Here is a 22,950-nt window from a genome sequence, read left to right as displayed (position 1 = left end):
CGACCCACATACCCCAACGCCACCCCCCAACCCGCCACATACAACTCCCCCACCACACCCACCGACACCGGACGCAACAACCCATCCAGCACGAAGAAGGCGAGGTGGTCCAGCGGCGACCCGATCGGGCTCACGCTGCGTTCTGCGTCGGCACGGGTGATCTCGCGGAATGAGGCGTGCACCGTGGTCTCGGTGATGCCGTACATGTTGATCATCCGGGGCGAGTCCTGATGGCTGTCGAGCCAGGTCTGAATACGTTGCGGCTCAAGCGCTTCACCGCCGAAGATCACCGTCTTCAGGGCAAGCTGCCTGCCGGCGTCCGGCTGCCGGGCATCGACCGCCTGCAGGCCGAGGAACGCCGTCGGCGTCTGACTCAGCACGCTGACCCGCTCGGCGAGCAACAGGGCATGTAGATCCTCCGGTGAGGCGGTGACCGATTCCGGCACCACGACGAGCCGGCCCCCGCGCAGGAGCGCACCCCACAACTCCCACACCGAATAGTCGAACGCCAACGAATGACACTGCGTCCACACCTGCCCCGGCGCGTCGACGACGGCGCCCAGCGCGTCCAACAGATCGACGACGTTGGCGTGGGCGATCGCCACTCCCTTGGGACGGCCGGTGGTGCCCGAGGTGTAGATGACGTACGCGATGTCTTCGGGATGCGGCGGAGTCAGAGCGGTGGCGGGCTGATCAGCGATCTGCGGGTCGTCGACGTCGACCACCGGCAGCCCGAACCCGGCCAGCCTCGGGCGTTGCGCCGCCGTCGTCACCGCGACCACCGGACGCGCATCCCCGAGCACGAACTCGATGCGGGCATCGGGATGGGCCGCATCGATCGGCAGGTAGGCCGCGCCTGTCTTGAGCACGGCCAGGATCGCCACCACTGCCACGTCCGACCGCGAGGACAGCACCGCCACGAACTCGCCCGGGCCGGCTCCTCGACCAGCGAGCAGGTGCGCCAACCGATTCGACGCGTCGTCCAACTCGCGATACGTCCATGAACGACCCTCGAACGTCACCGCCACCGCACCCGCAGACCGCGCCACCTGGTCGGCGAACAGCGCGGGGATGGAAACCGACGCCCTGATCGATTCGCTCAGTGCCTCCTGATTGCCCCACTCCTCCAGTTCCGAATGTTCGTCCTCGTCGAGGAAATCAGTCGAAAGCAGGGGCCGCGAAGCTTCGGCGGTCACTCAGTCCTCCATCAGTCGGCGGTCATTGTTCCGAACACCATTTCTAGTCGCTCGAGGAGAACCTCGACGGTGGCATTGTCGAACACGCCGGAGTCGTATTCGAATCGAATGGTCAACTGGGAGCCTGGAATCGCCTGCATGGTCAGTGGGTAGTCGTTGTACTCGCGGTTGCTGAAATCGACGATGGTCAACCCGTCCGGACCCAGCGGAGCCGTGGTGTCGACCGGGTAGTTCTCGTAGACGAACAGCGTGTCGAACAACTGGTCGTGGCCGGTGACCCGGTGGATCTCGGGCAAAGCCAGATGCTGGTGTTCGAAGGTGTCCTGCGAGGACCTGTTCAGTTGAGCGAGCAGATCGACCACGGTGGTCGAGGCGTCGAAAGTTGCTCGCACCGGGATGGTGTTGATGAACAGGCCCACCATCGAATCCGCACCGGCCAGTTCGGCCGGGCGCCCCGAGACCGTGGCGCCGAACACCACGTCGTGGCGACCGGTCAGTGAAGTGAGCAGCAGCGCCCATGCCCCCTGCAGCACCGTGGCGACGGTGGTCTTGTGGGTACGCGCCAATTCCGCCAGCGCCACGGTGGTCTGCTCGGAGACCTTCAGCGATGCGATGCCACGCCGCCCCAGCCGGGTCCGGTGTGGTCCGGCGACCAGGGCGGGGGCGTCCAACCCGGCCAGCGCCTCACCCCAGGCCGCCCGCGCCGCATCGAGGTCGCGATCGGCCAGCCAGGACACGAACCGCCGGTAGGGCAGCGCCGCGGGCAACCTGTGCCCGTAGTAGGTGGCGAAGATGTCACGCAGCAGGATCGGCATCGACCAGCCGTCGATCACGATGTGGTGGAACGTCAGCACACAGCGGTGCCGGTCCTCGGCTGTGCGGATCAGCGCCACCCGGAACGGCGGGGAGGCCTCCAGATCACACACCGCCGCCCGTTCGGCGGCGCACAGTCGCTCGAGTCGGGCTTCGTCATCGGTTTCCGCGTACTGCCATCCCACCACGGGGTCGGCGGGGATGACCTGCACCGGCTCGTCGAACTGTGCGCTGAACCGCGCCACCAGGTGGGGGTGGCGTTCGACGACCGCGTGTACCGCCTTCAACAGTTGGTCGGGGTTCAACGGGCCTGCCACCGTGAAGTCGAGTTGCGTTGCGTACAGGTCCTCGTTCGACTCCCCCGATTCCACGTGGAAGAGCAGTCCCTGCTGCATCGGCGTGAGGGGCAGCACGTCCGCGATCTGATACTGCGCCGCGAGCGCGTCGATGTTGTGCTGGCTCAGGCGGGCGGGTGCGATGTCCGAAGGAGTCAGCCCACCGCCACCGTGACGCACATGCGCGCAGATCCCGGCCAGCGCCTCGAACCACAGTGCACTCAACCGCTCGACCTGCCGACCGTCGAGCACCGACGTCGCCCATGTCCAGTTCGCCCGCAACCGCGGCCCGGCCTCGGTGTCGACCGTGACCGCGTTGAGTTCCACGGTGTGCGGCAGCGGCATCGGTACGGCCGCCGCGGCGAGGTCGACCGACTCGTCGTCACTCGGCCGCCACAGCTCGTCGGACAGCTCGCCGCCGCCCAGCCGACCCAGATAGTTGAAGCCGATCACCGGATCGGACCCGGTCATCTCCGCGTCGCCGTTGAGGTACCGCAGCAGACCGTAGGTCAGGCCGTCGGGTAGGGCACGCAGCTGCTCCTTGGCCTCCTTGATCGCCGTACCCAGTGCCGCGTCGCCGGCGACCACGTCGGACCACGGCAGCGCGGTCGACAACGACACCGGGTACTTCGTGGTGAACCAGCCCACTGTCCGCGAGAGGTCCAGCCCCTCGGCCAGATCCTCGTGCCGTCCGTGACCCTCCACGGCGATACCGACGGGCACGTTCGCGGTGCCGGTGAACTCCGCCAGCGCCAACCCGAACGCGATCAGCAAGATGTCCTGCACCCCGGCGTGGAACGCCGCCGGGACCTCGCCCAACACCATCCGGGTGATCTCGGCGTCCAACGACTCCGTGAGGTGCCCGGCGGTGGCGTAGGTGTCGATCTCCGGCCGCACCGCAGGCAACGCTGCCGCGGTCGCCTCGACGCGGCGCCAGGCGGCGGCGTCGGTCATGGTGTTCTCGGCGTGGGCAAGCCCGGCCAGCAGCTCCGACCACCGCGCGAAGGACGTCGCTTCCGCGGGCAACGTGATCGGCTGCCCGCTGCGGTGCTGGGTCCACGCGATGTTGAGGTCCTCCAGCAGGATTCGCCACGACACGCCGTCCACGGCCAGGTGGTGGATGATCACCACCAGCTGACGGGTGGCCGACGCCCACACCGCGGACAGCATCACTCCGGCCGCCGGATCGAGCCGCGCCTGTCCCTCGGCGATCGCCTCACCGGTCAGCACCGGCACCGACGACACGCATGCCGCGGCATTCACCGTCCCGGGTTCGGGGACCCGCAGCGCCCACCCGCCGGCACCGTCGTCGTCCACCCGCAACCGCAACATGCCATGGCCGTCGAGCAGCGCCTGCACGATCGCCACCACATCGGGCTCGCTGACCCCGGCCGGGGTCTGCACCACCATCGTCTGGCTGAACTGATCCGTCGGACCGTCGACGTCCTGCAGCCACCGCATGATGGGCGTGGCCACCACCGGGCCCAGGCCGTCATCGGCAGTCGTCGCACCCTCGACGGCCGTCACCACCCGAGCCAGGCGTGACACCGTCTGCTCGATGAACACGTCCTTGGGCCGGCACGTCAACCCCGCCGCCCGCGCCCGCGACACCACCTGCATCGACAGGATCGAATCCCCGCCGAGCTCGAAGAAGCCGTCATCGACACCGACCCGCTCCACGCCCAGCACCTCGGCGAAGATTCCCGCGAGAATCTCCTCGACCGCCGAGGCGGGCGCCCGGTACGCGTCGCCATCCAGATACTCCGGAGCCGGCAGCGCCCGTCGGTCGAGCTTGCCGTTCACCGTCACCGGCAGCGCATCCAGCACCACCACCGCGGTCGGCACCATGTAGGACGGCAACCGCTCACCCAGCAACCGGCGCACCTCGACCGGATCCACCGCCCCGCTCACCGACTCGGTCACGTACCCGACCAACCGCCGGTCACCGGGACGGTCCTCACGGACGATCACCGCCGCCTGCACCACGCCGGCCAGTCCGGCCAATGCCGCCTGGATCTCCCCCAGCTCGATCCGGTATCCACGGATCTTGACCTGCTCATCGGCACGTCCGAGGTACTGCAACTGGCCGTCAGCACCCCAGGACACCAGGTCCCCGGTGCGGTACATCCTCAGTCCGGGAGCTCCGAACGGACACGCCACGAACCGCGACCCCGTCAGCTCCGGCCGGCCCGCGTAGCCGACGGCCACGCCACGTCCCGCCACGTACAACTCGCCGACGAGCCCGGCGGGTACCGGCCGCAGCATCCCGTCGAGCACGAACAGCGCCGCCCCCGGCACCGGCGCACCGATCGGCGCCGCCGATCCGGGCGCCAGCGGCGAACTCATCGATGCGTACACGGTGGCCTCGGTCGGACCGTAGGCGTTGATCATCACCCGGCCCGGCGCCCACCGATCGACCACGTCGGCGGGGCAGGCCTCGCCGGCGACGACCAGCGCCATCGATTCCAGGCCCTCCGGTGAGAGCATTCCCACCGCCGAGGGGGTCTGGCTCAGCACCGTGACCCGCTCGCGGACCAGCAGGGCGTGGAACTCCTCCGGGGAGGCCGCCACATCCTCCGAGACCACGAGCAGTCGCCCGCCGCCCAGCAACGGACCCCAGATGTCCCACACCGAGACGTCGAAAGCGTAGGAGTGCCACTGCGTCCAGACGCCGTCACGCGGCAGATCGGCACTCACCGCCTCAAACAGCTGGGCGACATTGCGATGAGTGACCGCCACGCCCTTGGGCCTGCCGGTGGTCCCCGAGGTGTAGATCCGGTACGCCACATCGTCGGCGGACGGCGCAGTGGGCGCGGTGCTCGGCTGCGCGTCGATGCGCTGGTCGTGAACGTCGACGACGGCCAGGTCGTGGCCGTCCAATCGGCCGGCCAGCGCCGCGGTGGTGACCGCCGCAACCGGCGCCGAGTCGGCGATGACGAAAGCGATCCGGTCATCCGGATGGCCGGGGTCCATCGGCACGTAGGCGGCACCGGTCTTGAGCACTGCCGCGATGGCGACGATCGCATCGGCCGAACGGTGCAGCAGGAGCGCCACGGACGCACCCGGACCCGCACCGTGGCCGGCCAGCAGATGGGCCAGACGATTCGACGCCTCATCCAGTTCGCCGTACGTCATCGACCGACCCTCGAACGTGACCGCCACCGCCGACGGTGTCGCGGCGACCTGCGACGCGAACAGCGCGGGGATCGACGAGCCCGGATCGGCTGACCGGGTCGACGACGCCCGATTGGCCCACTCGTCGAGGTGAGCACGCTCGTCGGTGTCGAGGAGGTCGATGGTGGACAGCTGCCTCGCCGGATCGGCGGCCATCGCCACCAGCACCCGCTGCAGCCGTCGCAGCAACGCATCGACGGTGTCCGCGTCGAAGACGTGGGTGTCGTGTTCGCACCGGATGCTGAGCTCGGCGCCGGGTCGGGCCTGGATCGCCAACGGGTAGTGGTTGAACTCCCGGGTCTCGGCGTCACCGATGGTCAGTCCGTCGGCTTCCATCGCCGCGGCGGTGTCGGCCGGGTAGTTCTCGAAGACGAACAAGGTGTCGAACAGCTGGTCGTGACCGACGCTGCGGTGGATGTCGGGCAGCGCCAGGTGTTCGTGTTCGAGCGTCGCGTTGTGGAAGTGCTGCAGCTGGGCGAGCAGTTCCGCGACGGTGGTCGCCGGGGCGAGCCTGGCGCGCACCGGCACCGTGTTGATCAACAGGCCGATCATCGAGTCGGCTCCCGCGACATCATCGGGCCTGCCCGAGACGACCGCACCGAACGCCACGTCCAGCTGGCCGGCCAGCGAGCTGACCAACATCGCCCATGCTGCCTGTAAGACGGTGCTGACGGTGGTCGCCTGCGAGCGCGCCAGTTCGGTCAGTGCGCCGGTGATCGGCTCTGGGACGCTGACCGACACGGCGCGGCGCGGTCCCAGTTCCCGTCGGTCCGGGGCGGCGACCAGGGTGGGGGTGTCGAACCCCGCGAGCACCTCACCCCAGGCGGTGCGGGCCTCGTCGAGGTCGCGTTCGGCCAGCCAGGACACGAACCGGCGGTAGGGCACCGCCGGCGGCAGTTGCTGTCCGAAGTAGCCGGCGAAGATCTCCTGCAACAGGATGGGCAGGGACCAGCCGTCCAGCACGATGTGATGACTGGTCAGCAGCACGCGGTGCGCGTCGGGCGCACTCCGGATCAACGCCACCCGGAACGCAGGCGCGTTCTCCAGAACGGCGACCGCGGCCCGCTCCGCGGCGGACTCCCGCTCCATGACGTCGTCGACACGGACGCCCTCGTCGCATTCGACGTAGCGCCAGCCGGCGACCGGATCGGCCGGAATGATCTGCACGGGCTCGTCGAAGCGTTCGCTGAATGTTGCGACCAGGTGCGGGTGGCGGCTCACCACCGACTGCACCGCCGCCGCCAACCGAGCCGGATCCAGCGGACCCGAGACGGTGAAACCGAGTTGCAGCGCATACACATCGGCGCTGCCGGTGTGGAAGAGCAGTCCTCGTTGCAGCGGGGTGAGGGGAAGGACGTCGGCGATGCGGTACTGATCCTGCAACTCGTCGAGCTGGGGTTGCGTGAGCCTGGCCGGAGCGACGTCCGACGGGGTCAGTCCGCCTCCGCCGGTTCGGACGTGGGCCCGGATTCCGGCCAGCGCCTCGAACCACAGTCGACTCAACCTCTCGACGTGGGCGTCCTGCAGCACCGAGGTGGCCCATGTCCAGGTCGCCTGCAACCGCGGACCCTCATCGGTGTCGAGGGTGACGGCGTTGAGTTCCACCGTGTGCGCCAACGGCATCGGCACCGCCGCCGCCGCGGCGGGCAGTGCGGTGGCGGTGTGGGGCCGCCACATGTCCTCGGACAATGCGCCCGTGCCGCCGATTCGACCCAGGTAGTTGAACCCGATCGCCGGGTCGGCGCCGCCGACCTGCACCTCGGCGTTGAGGTAGCGCAACAAGCCGTAGGTCAGGCCATCGGGAAGTGCGCGCAACTGCTCCTTGCCGGCCTTGACCACCCGCCCGAGTTCGGCCTGGCCGGAAGCGACCTGCGTCCAGTCGATCCGGGCGCCGGAGAATGCCACGGGGTACTTGGTGGTGAACCAGCCCACGGTGCGCGACAGATCCACTCCCGCGGCCAGATCCTCGTCGCGGCCGTGGCCTTCCACGTCGATGCCGACGGGCACCTCGCCGGTGCCGAGGAACTCGGCACAGGCCATCCCGAACGCGATCAGCAGGATGTCCTGCACCCCGGCGTGGAATGCCGCAGGCACCTCGCCCAGCAGCGCCTGGGTGGTCTCGGCATCCAGCTCGACCGACCGCCGGCCCGCCGACGCGTAGGTGTCGCGCTCCGGATGCGGCGCAGGCAGCACCGCCGGGGTCGAGGCCACCTCGTGCCACACCTGAGCAGACGAAGTCACCGCATCGGCGACGGCGCGCTGTTCCAGCAGCTGCGACCACCGGGCGAATGAGGTGCCCGACGCAGGCAACACGATCGGCTGACCGCTGCGGAGCTGGGCCCACGCGATGTTCGCGTCTTCCAGCAGGATCCGCCAGGACACCCCGTCGACAGCAAGATGGTGCACCACCAGGGCCAGCTCACCCGCACCGGACGCCCAAACCGCCGAGAGCATCAATCCCGCAGTCGGATTCAGTCGTGACCGCGCCTCGAGCACCACATCTTCGGTCAACACCTCGACCGACGACACGCATGCCGCGGCGTCCACCGTTCCGGGTTCGGGCACCCGCAGAGACCATCCCCCGGCGCCGTCGTCATCCACTCGCAACCGCAGAGCGGCGTGCCGATCCAGCAATGCCTGCAACACCGTGACGACGTCGGCCTCGCCGACCTCCGCAGGCGTCGCCACCACCATCGTCTGATTGAACTGACCGGTCGGGCCGTCGACGCTGTGCAGCCACCGCATGATCGGCGTGGCCACCACCGGCCCCACCCCGTCATCGGCGGTCACCTCGGCGACGGCCACCTCGACCACCCGAGCCAGCCGGGCCACCGTCTGTTCGGTGAACACGTCTTTGGGCCGGCACGTCAACCCGGCGGCCCTCGCCCGCGACACCACCTGCATGGACAGGATCGAATCGCCACCCAGCTCGAAGAACGAATCGTCGGCCCCGACCCGCTCCACACCCAGCACCTCGGCGAAGATTACCGCGAGGATCTCCTCCACTGCCGTGGAAGGGGCGCGGTACCCGCCACGCCGCCCGTACTCCGGCATTGGCAAGGCCTTGACGTCCAACTTGTTGTTCGACGTCAACGGGAACGCATCCAGGACCAGAACCGCCGTCGGCACCATGTAATCGGGGAGCCGCTCGGCGAGTGCGGCGCGAGCGCGGGCTGGATCCACGGTGCCGGTGACATAGCCGACGAGACGCTTGTCGCCGGGGCGATCCTCACGGGCGATCACCGCCGCCCGGCTCACACCGTCCACCTGGGCCAGCGCGGCCTGGATCTCACCCAGCTCGATCCGGTAGCCACGGATCTTGACCTGCTCGTCGGCGCGGCCCAGATAATCGAGTTGGCCGTCGGCTCCCCAGCGCACCACGTCCCCGGTGCGGTACATCCGCATCCCGGAGGTCTCCCCCGCCCCGGTGAACGGGCACGCGACGAATCGCGATGCCGTCAGACCCGACCGGCCCACATAGCCGTCGGCCACCCCATGGCCGGCGACGTACAACTCGCCCACCACGCCGGCCGGCACCGGGCGCAGCCACTCGTCGAGCACGAACAACGCCGCGCCCGCCACCGGCGATCCGATCGGCACCCGCGCCCCCGGCACCAACGGCGCACTGACTGCCACGCACATCGTGGTCTCGGTCGGACCGTAGGCGTTGATCATCACCCGGCCCGGCGTGGCCCACCGGTCCACCACCTCGGCCGGGCAGGCCTCACCGACAACCACCAGCGCCGCCGACTCCAAGCCCTGCTCCGACAGCATGCCCACCGCCGACGGGGTCTGGGTCAGCACGGTGACCCCCTCGGCGACCAGGACGTCGTGGAAGTCACGCGGGGAACCCGCCACCGCCTCGGGCACCACGACCACGCGCCCCCCGCGAAGCAGGGCACCGAAGATCTCCCACACCGACACGTCGAACGCCAACGAATGGCACAGTGCCCACACCCCGGGATCCGGCAGGCCGGCGTCCAGCGATCCGAGCAGTTGCGTCACGTTGCGATGAGTGACCGCAACACCTTTCGGCACACCCGTGGTTCCCGACGTGTAGATCAGGTATGCGACGTCGTCGACCGCAGGCACCGGCAGCGCCGAGGCGGGATGACCATCGACCACTTCGTCGTCGACGTCGATGACCGTCACCGCATGACCGTCCAGTCGGGCCGCATGGTGGGAGTCGGTGACCACGGCGACGGGGGCGGCATCGGAGAGCACGAAACCGACACGCGCATCCGGTGCCGACGGGTCGATCGCCACGTACGCCGACCCGGTCTTGAGCACCGCCAGGATCGCCACGACCGCCTTGGCGGAACGGTTGAGCAGCAGCGCGACCTGCCGGCCCGGGGCGGCACCGCGACCGATCAACAGATGCGCCAGCCGGTTCGACGCGCGGTCCAGCTCGCGATAGGTCAACGAGCCGCCCTCGAAGCGGACCGCCACCGCATCTGGGGCCGCGTCGACCTGCGCGGCGAACAGACCCGGGACGGAGACCCCGGTCGATGCCGGCGCCGCCAACACCGCGCGGTTGCCGATGGTGTCGAGCCAGGAGCGCTCGTCACCGACCAGCACGTCGATCGACGACACCGTGCTCGTGTGGTCGGTCGTCAACACGTCGAGCACGCGCTCGAGCCGCCCGGCCAACGCCTCGATCGTCGCCGCGTCGAACACGTCGGTGCGATACTCCACGACCCCGGCGATACCGGCCGGTTCGCCGTCCTCGTCGAACCGTTCACCGATCGAGACGGCCAGATCCATTCGGGCGGTCTGCGTGCCGGTCGGCACCTCGGTGGCCCACACGTCACCCATGGCGAACCCACCGGTGGAACCGAGCTCGTGCCCGGCGAAGTTCTGCCAGGCCAACATCACCTGCACCACCGGGTGATGAGCCATCGACCGGGCGGGGTTGAGCCGCTCGACCAGCACCTCGAACGGCACATCCTGGTGCTCGTAGGCGGCCAGGCTGCGACGCCGCACCTGAGCCAGCAGCTCGGCGACCGTGGGGTCACCGGCGAGGTCGACCCGCAGTATCAGCGTGTTGACGAAGAACCCCACCAGGTCGTCCAACGCGGGATCGTTGCGTCCGGCGATCGGGAAGCCGACCGCGACATCTGAACTCGCGCTCACCCTGCCCAACAGCACCGCCAGCGCGGCCTGCACCACCATGAAACCCGTCGCACCGTGCGCGGCCGCGGTCGCCCGCACCTGCCGCTGCAGATCCGCCGACCACGCCACCGTCACCTGCGCACCGCGCTGATCGGCCACCGGGGGGTACGGCCTATCCGTCGGCAGCACCAACCGCTCCGGCAGGCCGGCCAATTCGTCCATCCAGTAGGCCAGCTGCCCACCGATACGGGACTCCGCGTCTCCTATCTCACCGAGCTGCGCACGCTGCCACAGCGTGTAATCCACGTACTGCACCGGCAACGGCGCCCATGCCGGGGCCTGCCCCGCACCACGAGCGGCATACGCCGCGGCGAGATCACCCACCAGGGGCGCCAGGGACGTGCCGTCCGCGGCGATGTGGTGAACCACACCCGCGAGCACGTGCTCATCGGAGGAGATGCGAATCAGTGTGGCCCGCAACGGGATCTCCGTCGTCAGGTCGAACGCGTGCCTCGCCGCCCTCTCGACCGCCTCGTCGAGCCGCTGCGCCGGCCAGCCCTCGGCATCGACGACCTGCCAACCGATTTCGGCCTGCGCGGCGTCCACGACGACCTGCCGCGGCACCCCGTCGATCGCGGCGAACAACGTTCGCAGGCTCTCGTGCCGGCCCACCACGTCGACCAGCGCCGTCTGCAGCGCCGCCACGTCCAGGCGGCCGGTCAACCGCAGCGTCATGGCCATGTTGTAGACCGGGGACGGACCGTGCAACTGGTCGAGGAACCACAACCGGTTCTGCGCGAACGACAGCGGCACCACGGCCGGCCGCTCGCCGGCGACCAGCGGCGCCAACCCGCTCGAACCCGCACCGGCACGCGATGCCAACTGCCGTACCGTCGACGCCTCGAACAGCATGCGCACCGGCAGTTCGACATCCAGCGCCTTGTTGATCGCGGCGATCACCCGCATGGCCGACAACGAGTCCCCACCGAGTTCGAAGAACCCGTCGTCGACCCCGACCCGTTCCACGCCGAGGACGTCGGCGAAGACCGCGGCCAGGATCTCCTCCTGCACTGTGGTCGGCGCGCGGTAGTCATCGGCGTTCTGGTACTCCGGCGCAGGCAACGCCCGCCTGTCCAGCTTGCCGTTCACGGTCACCGGCAAGCCGTCGAGCACCACGATCGCGCTGGGCACCATGTAGTCGGGCAGCCGCTGCGCCAACGCCGCGCGCGCACGAACGGGATCCGCCGAACCGGTGACGTAAGCAACCAGACGCTTGTCGCCCGGGCGGTCCTCCCTGACGATCACCGCCGCTCGCTGCACGCCGTCCACCGACACCAGCGCCGCCTGGATCTCGCCCAGTTCGATTCGGTACCCGCGGAGCTTGACCTGCTCGTCGGCCCGCCCGAAGTAGTCCAGCTGCCCGTCGGCACGCCAGGCCACCAGGTCCCCGGTGCGATACATCCTCAGACCGGGGGCTGCCCCCGATCCTCCGAACGGGCAGGCCACGAATCGCGACGCCGTCAATCCCGACCGGCCGACGTACCCGACCGCGACACCGTGGCCGGCGACATAGAGTTCGCCCACCACCCCGGCAGGCACCGGCCGCAGCGACGCGTCGAGCACGAACAGCGCCGCCGTCGACACGGGCGAGCCGATCGGGGGTGCACCGGATCCCGGCAGCAACGGCGCCGTCCGGGATGCGCAGATCGTGGTTTCCGTCGGCCCGTAGGCGTTGACCACGAGATGGTCTGGCGCCCAGCGGTCCACGACGTCGGGCGGGCACGCTTCGCCTGCCATCACCAACGCCAGTCGGTCGAGCCCGGCGGGCGACATCATCGTCAACGCCGAGGGTGTCTGGGTGACGACGCTGACCTGTTCTCCGATCAGGACGTTGCGGAAGTCCTCGGGCGACCGGACCACCTGCTCTGGCACCACCACCAGCCGGCCACCATGCAGCAGCACGCCCCAGATCTCCTCCACCGAGGCGTCGAAGGCGTAGGAATGGCACTGCGCCCATGCCTGGGTCGGGAGGCCGTTCTCGAGTGAACTCAGCAGTCGAGTGACGTTGGCATGAGTGACCGCAACACCTTTCGGCACACCCGTGGTGCCCGAGGTGTAGATGACGTAGGCGATGTCGTCGGGCGCCGGGCCGGGCACGGCGGTGCACGGGTGGCTGAGGACGGCTGGGTCGTCGACGTCGACGATCGTCACGCCGTGCCCGTCCAGTCGTTCCGTCATCTCGGCGGTGGTGATGGCCGCGACGGGAGCGGCGTCCCTCAGCACGAACCCGACGCGGGCGTCGGGGACCGCCGGATCGATCGGCACGTACGCCGACCCCGATTTCAGCACCGCCAGCATCGCGACGATCGCTTCGGCGGAGCGATTCAGCAGCAACGCAACCCGCCGGCCGGGACCCGCGCCCTGGCTCAACAGGAAGTGCGCCATCCGGTTGGAGGCCTCGTCGAGCCCGCGGTAGGTCATCGCACGGCCGGCGAAGCTGATCGCCACGGCGGTGGGCGTGGCGACCGCCTGGGCGCCGAAGGCGACCGGAATCGACGACGGTGCAGGCGATTCCTGCGTCAGCACGGCTTGGTTGGTCCACCGATCGAGCTGAGCGTGCTCCGTGGCGTCGAGCACATCGATCGTCGACAGCCGCCTCGCCGGATCGGCGGTCATGGCCGCCAGCACCCGCTCGAGACGGTCGATGACGGTGCCGACGGTCGAGGGGTCGAAGACGTCGGTGCGGAACTCCACCTCACCGGCGATACCGGCGGGGGCGCCGACGTCGGTGAAGCGTTCGGTGATCGAGAACGCCAGATCCATCCGTGCCGTGTGGGTGTCGATCGGCATGCGGGTGACCTCGAGGTCCCCCAGCGACAACCCCGCGGTGTCATCGCCGCCCAGTCCGAAGCCGTTCTGCCATGCCAACATCACCTGCACCAACGGGTGATGTGCGCGGCTTCTCGCGGGGTTGAGCCGTTCCACCAGCACCTCGAACGGCACGTCCTGGTGATCGAAGGCGGCCAGGCTGCCGGCGCGCACCCGGCCGAACAGCTCTGCCACCGTCGGATCTCCGGCCAGATCCGTGCGCAGCACCAGCGTGTTGACGAAGAAGCCGACCAGGTCGTCGAGTGCGGGATCGTTGCGGCCCGCGATCGGGAATCCGACGGCCACATCCGAACTCGCCGAGAGGGTTCCGAGCAGCATGGCCAGGGCGGCCTGCACCACCATGAACCCGGTCGCCTCGTGATCGGCGGCGACCTCGTGCAACCGCTGCTGCAGATCCGCAGGCCACGCGAACCTGACCGTGGCACCGCGCTGGTCGGCCACCACCGGGTAGGGCCGGTCCGTCGGCAGCGCCAAGCGCTCGGGGAGATCGGCGAGGGCCTCCTGCCAGTACGCCAACTGCCTGGCGATCCGGCTGTCGGCGTCGGACAGCTCCCCCAGCTGCGCACGCTGCCACAGCGTGTAGTCGACGTACTGCACAGGCAACGGAATCCAGTCCGGAGCGCGCTGCGCACTTCGCGCGGCATAGGCCCGACCCAGATCGGTCACGAACGGCGTGATCGACCCGCCGTCGGCGGCGATGTGATGCACCACCCCGACCAGGATGTGCTCGATCTCGGAAACCCGGAGAAGCGTTGCCCGCAAGGGAATCTCGCGGGCGAGGTCGAACGCATGTCCGGCCGCGGCCTGGACGGCGGCGTCCACCTCGGCCGCGGTCCAGCCGACCGCGTAGACGGTCTGCCAGTTCACGACGGCGGCCTCTACCGGCAGCACGTCCTGACACGGCACCCCGTCGACGGCGGAGAGCACCGTGCGCAACGGCTCGTGGCGGGAGACCACGTCGCCCAGTGCGGCGTGCAGCGCCTCGACGTCCAGCGTTCCGGTCAACCGCAGCGCAATCGCCATGTTGTACATCGGCGAAGCGCCCTGCAACTGGTCGATGAACCACATCCGGTTCTGCGCGAACGACAACGGCACGACCGCCGGCCGATCGACGGGAACCAGCGGATCGAAACCGTCTGACGGTGACCCCACGTCGAGCCGCGACGCCAACTGCGCCACCGTCGGCGCCTCGAACAGGACCCGCACCGTCAAGCCGGCGTCGTAGGACCGGTTGATCGCCGCGATCACCCGCATCGCCGACAGGGAGTCGCCGCCCAGCTCGAAGAACGAGTCGTCCGCGCCGACCCGCTCCACGCCGAGGACCTCGGCGTAGATCGCCGCGACCGTCGTCTCGTCAGCAGTCGTCGGCGCCCGGTGGACGTCCCCGCCCTGGTACTGCGGCGCCGGGAGCGCCCGCACGTCGAGCTTGCCGTTGACCGTCAACGGCAACGCGTCCAGCACCACGACCGCGGTCGGCACCATGTACTCGGGCAACCGTCGTGCCAGCGCCTCGCGCGCGGTAGCGGGATCGATTGAGCCGGTGACGTAGGCGACGAGGCGCCTGGTTCCCGGTCGGTCCTCGCGGGCGATCACCGCCGCGGCATCCACCCCGTCGACCGACGCCAAGGCGGCGCGGATTTCGCCCAGTTCGATCCGGTGACCCCGGATCTTGACCTGCTCATCGGCCCGGCCCAGGTACTGCAGCTGCCCGTCGGCACTCCAGCTCACCACGTCGCCGGTGCGATACATCCTCATCCCGGGGGCATCGCCGGCCCTGACGAAGGGGCAGGCCACGAACCGGGAAGCGGTGAGCCCGCCCCGGTTCACGTACCCGGCCGCCTGTCCGGAACCGGCCACGTACAACTCGCCGACCGCGCCGGCGGGCAGTGGCCGCAACCACTCGTCCAGCACGAAGAACGCCAGATGGTCCAGCGGCACCCCGATCGGACTGCCGGTACCCTCGGCGTCGTCGGCGACGATCTCCCGGAACGAGGCGTGCACGGTGGTCTCGGTGATCCCGTACATGTTGATCATCCGCGGCAGCCCCGGATGATCGACGAACCAGCGCGCAAGGCGGTGCGGCTCGAGCGCTTCTCCACCGAAGATCACCGTCTGCAGCTTCAGCTGCTCATCCCGCCCGGGTTCCAGTGCGTCGACGGCCTGCAGCGCATAGAACGCCGCGGGTGTCTGGGAGAAGACGGTCACCTGCTCCTCGACCAGCACCGCATGCAGATCCTCCGGCGATCGGGTGACCCACTCCGGCAACACCACCAGCCGCCCGCCGCGCAGCAGCGCACCCCATGTCTCCCACACCGAATAGTCGAATGCCAGCGAATGCGCCAACGTCCAGACCTGGCCGACCAACTCGAGATCTGCGTCGAGTGAGGCCAACAGCTCGATCACGTTGCGGTGCGGCACCGCCACTCCCTTGGGAGTGCCCGTGGTTCCGGAGGTGTAGATGACGTAGGCGATGTCGTCGGACGCCGGGAGCGCCAGAGCCGTGGCCGGGCGATCCTCGATCGCCGGGTCGTCCACATCGATGACGACCCGATCACCACCACCCAGCCGCGTCGCGAGTTCGGCACTGGTGACCACCGCGATCGGAGCCGCGTCGGCCAACACGAACTGGATCCGTGTGTCGGGGTGAGCCGGATCGATCGGCAGATACCCCGCGCCCGATTTGAGCACCGCCAGGATCGTCACGACCGCATCGGCCGAGCGTGGCAGCAGCATCGCCACCAGCTCCCCCGGTCGTGCACCGTGACCGACCAGTGTGTGCGCCAACCGATTCGACGCCTGATCCAGCTCGCGATAGGTCAGGTTGCGACCCTGGAACGTCAGCGCCACCGCCCCCGGGCACCGCACCACCTGCTCGGCGAACAGTCCCGGAATGGACACCGACGCGGTCACCGGACGCGACAGCACCGCCCGATTCGACCACCGGTCGAGGCGCGCGTGCTCGGCCGCATCGAGCACGTCGATCGACGCCACCCGGATGGCGGGATCGGCGGTCATCGCCGCCAGCACCCGGTCGCATTTCGCGATCAACCCGTCGACGTCGCCGGCCGTGAAGACGTCGGTGTCGTACTCGATGCGCAGCCGCAACCGCGCACCGGGAATGGCCTGTACCGCAAGCGGATAGTGGTTGAACTCGCGAGTGGTGACATCTGTGACGGCCAGCCCGTCGGTGCCCGGCGCGAAGCCTGCGTCCAGCGGATAGTTCTCGTAGACGAACAGCGTGTCGAAGAGCTGGTCCTGGCCGGCGAGACGGTGCATCTCCCCGAGGGCGAGATGCTGGTGTTCCAGCGTGTGGATGTGACTGTCCTGCAGTTGCCTGAGCAGCTCGGCGACCGTCGTCGGCGCGCTGCAGCGTGCCCGCACCGGCACGGTGTTGATCAGCAGGCCGATCATCGAGTCCGCGCCTGCGACCTCATCGGAACGCCCCGACACGGTGGTGCCGAACAGGACGTCGCGCCGGCCCGTCAGCGAGTTCAGCACGACGGCCCACGCCGCCTGCAGGACGATGTTCGCCGTCGTCCGGTGTGCGCGCGCCACCTCACCCAGCGCCTGGGTGATCCGTTCCGACAGCTCTACCGATGCGACGCCGCGCGGCCCCGACCCGGCCGTGCCCGTCTGACCGACCATCGTCGGAGTGTCGACACCTGCAAGCACCTGCGCCCACGCCGCACGGGCAGCCGTCAGGTCGCGTTCTGCGAGCCACGACAGGAACCTGCGGTACGGCGGAGCGGCCGGCAACTGCTGCCCGTAGTAGCAGGCGAAGATCTCCTGCAGCAGCAACGGCAGCGACCATCCGTCGATCACGATGTGATGGGCCGTCAGCACGAACCGGTGGCAGTCAGGGGTGAGCTCGACCAGAGCCGCCCGCAACAGCGGGCCGTTCTCGAGGGATCCCACGGCGGCGCGCTCGGCCACACACAGCTGCCGCACCTGATCCTCGTTGTCGAACTCGGCCTCGTGCCAGCCGATCTCCGGACGGGTCGGGATGACCTGCACCGGCTCGTCGAACCGTTGACAGAACCGAGCCGCCAGGTGCGGATGACGCTGCGCGACAGTGGACACCGCATCGTGCAACCGAGAACGATCCACACCACCGTCGAGGGTGAGCTCGAGCTGCAACGCGTAGAGATGATCGTCGTCAACACCGACCGCATCGGTGTGGAACAGCAATCCCTGCTGGAGCGGACTCAAGGGCAGCACATCGGCAACGTCGAAGTGCTCGATGAGGTGATCGAGATCGGTCTGGCGGACCCGAGCGGGCAGCACGTCCGACGGCGTCAAACCGCCGCCGTCGCCAGCGCCCACCAGCCCACAGATCCCCGTCAGCGCCTCGAACCACAGCCGGCTCAACCGCTCGACTTCGAGGTCGGTGAGTACTGTTGTGGCCCAGGTCCACTGGGCCCGCAGTCGAGGGCCCGCCGCGGAGTCGACAGTCGCTGCATCCAGACCCAACGAGTACATCAACGGGGTGGTGACCTCCGCTGCCGCAGCCGTCACAGCCACGGTGTCGGCGTCGAGGCGCCACAGCTCATCCGACAGCTCGCCCGCGCCGAGCCGGCCGAGGTAGTTGAAGCCGATCACCCGATCGGGGCCGTCGAGTTCGACCTCGGTGTTCACATGGCGAAGCAACCCGTAGGTGATGCCGTCGGGCAGCGCCCGCAGCTGCTCCTTGGCCTGCTTGACCACACCGTCCAGAGCCGGTCGGGAGGCGAGCACCTCGGACCACGACAACCCACCGGACAGTGCCACCGGATACTTCGCGGTGAACCATCCGACCGTTCGCGACAGGTCCACGCCGTCGGCGATCTCCTCGGTGCGACCGTGGCCTTCGACCTCGATGCCGACCGGCGTAGCACCGGCGTCGAGGAACTCCGCCAACGCCACACCGAAGGCAGCAAGCAGGATGTCCTGCACCCCGGCGTGATACGCCGCGGGAACCTCACCGAGCAACAGCCGTGTGGTGTCGGTGTCCAGGTCCACCGACAGCCGGCCCGCCGTGGCGTAGGTGTCCCGCTCGGGGTCCGGCGCCGCCAGCACCTCCGGCACCGCCAACACCTGCCGCCATCGATCAGCCACCCCGACGACCGCGTCCGATGCTGCGTGGTCGGTCAGCACGGTCGACCACTTGGCGAACGACGTGCCCCCGTCCGGCAGCGCGATCGGCTGACCCGCACGGAGTTGAGCCCAGCCGATGTTGATGTCCTCGACCAGGATTCGCCAGGACACGCCGTCGACGGCGAGGTGGTGGACGCTCAACATCAACTGAGCGGTCGACCTCGCCCACACCGCAGCGACCATCGCCCCTGCGAACGGATCGAGCCGGGACCGCGCCGCCGAGACGACGCCGTCGGTCAGGCTCTCCGCGTAGACCAGGCAGTCGGCGGCGTCCACCGCACCCACCCCTGGCACCTCGAACGACCAGTCGCCCGACCCGTCGTCGAGGACCCGCAGTCGCAACATCGCATGCCGGTCGAGCAGCGCCTGAATCACGATGCGGACGTCAGCCTCGTCGACACCCGCCGGGGCTTGCAGCACCGTTGTCTGGTTGAACTGGTGCACCGGCCCGTCGATCCCGTTCAGCCAGGCCATGATCGGAGTCGCCGACACCGGCCCCAGACCGTCGTCGACCGTCCCCGGTCCGTCCGAAGCGCGCACGACCTGGGCCAACCGCGCCACCGTCTGCTCGACCACGACATCTCGGGGACGACACACCAGGCCGGCTGCCCGGGCGCGTGAGACCACCTGCATCGACAGGATGCTGTCGCCGCCCAACTCGAAGAACGAGTCGTCGACCCCGACCCGCTCCAACCCCAGGACCTCGGCGAAGAGGGTGGCCAGGATCTCCTCGACCGCCGTCGACGGAGCGCGGTACCGGTCGACGCCCTGGTATTCCGGCGCTGGGAGCGCACGACGGTCCAGCTTGCCGTTCACCGTCACGGGCAACACGTCGAGCACGATGACCGCCGCGGGCACCATGTAGGGCGGCAACTGTTCCGCGAGGGTGACCCGTGCCGCGCCGGGATCCACCGACCCCGTCACGTAGCCGACGAGCCGCTTGTCACCCGGGCGGTCCTCCCGAGCGATCACCACGGCCTGTTCGACGCCGTCGACGGCCGCCAACGCGGTCTGGACCTCGCCCAGTTCGATGCGGTATCCGCGGATCTTGACCTGTTCGTCGGCTCGGCCGAAGTACTCCAATTGGCCGTCTGCACACCAGGACACCAGGTCACCGGTGCGATACATCCTCGTTCCGGGCCCGCCGAACGGGCACGCCACGAATCGTGACGCGCTCAGGCCCGACCGGCCGACATAACCGGCCGCCACGCCTGCGCCCGCCACGTAGAGCTCACCCATCACACCCGCCGGCACCGGCCGCAACCATCCGTCCAGCACGAACAACGCTGCCCTCGGCACCGGCTCACCGATGGGCACCACGCCCGACCCCGGCTGCAACGGCCGGCTGATCGTCGCGAAGATCGTGGCCTCGGTCGGTCCGTAGGCGTTCACCATGACGCGGCCCGGTGCCCACCGATCCATCACGTCGGCGGGGCACGCCTCGCCGTCCACCACCAGGGCCGTCGACTCCAGGCCGTCGGGTGAGAGCATCCCGACGGCGGAGGGCGTCTGACTCATCACATCGGCGCCCTCGGCGACCAGCAGCGCGTGGAACTCCTCCGGCGAGGCCGCCACGGCCTCCGGCACCACGAGCAGGCGGCCGCCGGCGAGAAGGGGACCCCAGATGTCCCACACGGAGACGTCGAACGCATAGGAATGCCACTGCGTCCACACGCCCGTACGCGGCAGATCCGCCTTCACCGACGTCATCAGCGAAGCGACGTTGCCGTGAGTGACCGCGACACCCTTCGGTCGTCCGGTTGTTCCCGAGGTGTAGATCAGGTAGGCGACGTCGTCCGCGGCAGGCATGGGCAATGCCGTGGCAGGCTGCGCGGTGATCCGGGTGTCGTGCGGGTCGACGACGACCACACCGTGGCCCGCCAGCCGTCCGGCCAGTTCCGCGGTGGCGACCGCCGCGACCGGTGCGCAGTCGCCGACCACGAACTCGACCCGCGTATCGGGATGACTCGGGTCGATCGGCACGTATGCCGCCCCCGTCTTGAGCACCGCCGTGATCGCCACGACGGCGTCAGCCGACCGGGGGAACAGCAGCGCCACCGACTCACCGGGACGGGCACCCTGTCCGACCAGCAGATGGGCCAACCGGTTCGACGCCTCATCCAGCTCGCGGTAGGTCAGGTCGCGGCCCTCGAACGTCAGCGCCACCGCCTCGGGGGTCCGCGCGACCTGCGCCGCGAACATCGCCGGGATCGACGCATCTGACGAGGCGGCCGAGCCGGCCTCTGCCAGCGCCGCCCGGTTGGCCCAGAGATCGAGCCGCTCCTGTTCACCGGCTTCGAGGACGTCGATCACGGCGAGTCGTTGCTTCGGATCCGCGCTCATCGCCGTCAGCATCCGTTCCAGCAGTCTGGCGATGTCTGCGACGTCGAATCCCGAGAACGACTCCGCGGCACCGGCCGTGCTGATGAAGAGGTCGTCGCCGGCCGTCGAGAAGATCCACCCGAAGCCGCCCACCGGTCCGATGTTGGTGTACGACGCGGCCGCTGGAGCGCCGCCGAAGGTCAACGTGTACGCGGACGGCAGGAAATTGACCCCCACCCTGCCCGCTGTCTGTGCCGCCCCCGGCAGGCGGCCCTTGCGCTCCAGGGCGTCGGCCGGGTACCGCTGGTGCTTCACGACTTCGCGCACCCTGGCGTCCACGCCCCGACAGAATTCGGCGACCGACGCTGCCGGTGGCACCTCTATCACCAAGGGCACGACGCCGGCGAACATCCCGGGAAGGGTCTTCGACTGAGGGGTCACGCGCCTGGTGACCGGGAAGTCGAGGACGACGGTCGACGACACGCCACTGCGTCCTCGCAGCACCAGAGCGCATGCCGCCGTGAGGATCGACGACCTGGGCATCGTCCACGCCTCCGCCAGCGCGTCCACCCTGCGACGGAGCGAAGGATCCAGCCGCACAGCACCGGATTGTTCGTATCGCGCATGCGCATCGCCGCTCGACCGCGACGGATGCGGCAACTCCTCGGCGGGAGGGAGATTGCCCGCCCACCAGGCCTCGTCCTCGACGAAGTCCGCGGACGCCTCGTATTCGGCTTCGCAATCGATGACGTCCTGCAACGAGCCGAACAGTGCGGGAGGTACCGGCGCACCCGAAACGACAGCCGAATAGACCGACGCGATTCGCTGCCCGGCCAAACCGAGCGCGGATCCGTCCATGTTCAGGTGGTGGCAGCACGCGAACAGATGGAATTCATCGCTGTGTGTCTCGAAGAGGGCGAATTTGAGCAACGGCCCCGTCAGCGGCATCGGCGTGCGCTGAATCGACTCGGCGACCCGGTGCACGTCGCCCCATCCGTCGGGCGAGCCGGTGAGATCGTGAAACGTCAGTTCGACGTCCGGCTCGTCGACGACGTACTGGACGACCTGACCGTTCACCTCTTCGAAGGCGGCCCTGGCCGACTCGACTTCGCGCACCACACGCTGAATCGCCCACTCCAGCGCGTCGCGATCCACTGCACCCGCAATGTGCACGAACATGCCCAGCTGCCACGCCGTGCCGAGATCACCCGTCTCCTGCGCGAGCCAGATGTCGAGCTGTCCGCGCGTCAACGGAAGGGCGCCCCCACCCGATTCCCCCATCGGTATCAACTCCTCAACCCCCTGCCGGTGCCACACCTCAAGACCGAACCGCCACCCATCACCCGCGTGGGCGTCCCGTCCGGTCCCCGAGCCGGTCCGGGCTCACCTGACCCGCGCCGCTGCGCGCTCGGCTTTGCCGTGGCCCACCAGCCGGCGGACTCCTACGTGACCGGACACGCGCGGGTTGCGTTGCTCGACGTGGCTCATCAAGGTCAGAGAGACGTCTCGATCACGATCGGACGGAATGACGTCCACCTGGCCCTCCCGTGTCCAAGAGATTAACTCACAGCACACTACTGGAAGGTAGCAAGGGCGTTCGTGCGTTTCGTCAGGTTCGCGGTGGAGCGGTGAAAACATTAGCCGAATCCGTACGGCTGTTTGATCGGGAAGCAGCGTCCGTGATCTGCGTACACAATACTCTGCCTGCACTAATCGGTGAAATTCGCGGCGCATCGATCGTCGGGCGAATACCACCGCCGACCAGGAGCGGCATTTGCGTTCCCATCGCCGACAGCGAATCTTCCCTCGTCATCAGGCATCGACGTGGCAAACGGCTGTTCTGCGCCGGTGCCGAGAGCGGACGATCAGTGCCCGGGGTTCGAGGAAACCTGGGCGCAGCCGTCCCATCTCGCGATGCGATGGCGATATAGATATCGCTGGCGTTGCTCAGAGTGTTACAGGTCCGTACAAGCTGC

At 69.0% G+C, this 22,950-nt stretch carries 2 protein-coding genes; both read right to left on the bottom strand.

Annotated features, from left to right (window positions below; translation table 11 throughout):
* The coding region (locus ACPCHZ_RS05285) for an amino acid adenylation domain-containing protein (protein WP_423483756.1) at positions 1-1,196 on the bottom strand (1,196 nt) is incomplete at its 3' end.
* Between the two features lie 11 nt (positions 1,197-1,207).
* On the bottom strand, positions 1,208-22,255 hold the full coding sequence (locus ACPCHZ_RS05280) for a non-ribosomal peptide synthase/polyketide synthase (RefSeq protein ID WP_423483755.1): 21,048 nt from the start codon (positions 22,253-22,255) through the stop codon (positions 1,208-1,210).
* Positions 22,256-22,950: the final 695 nt, after the last annotated feature.

It is taken from the genome of Mycobacterium sp. NPDC050041, from assembly GCF_049541695.1.
In the GTDB taxonomy this organism is placed as follows: Bacteria; Actinomycetota; Actinomycetes; order Mycobacteriales; family Mycobacteriaceae; genus Mycobacterium.
The sequence above is the reverse complement of the archived record's forward strand: the minus strand, read 5'-3'. Positions and strand labels throughout refer to the sequence as shown.

What these genes read in the sequence shown, in the direction of transcription:
- ACPCHZ_RS05280 (WP_423483755.1), bottom strand. Translation starts at nt 22,255, where the DNA reads ATGGGGGAATCGGGTGGGGGCGCCCTTCCGTTGACGCGCGGACAGCTC.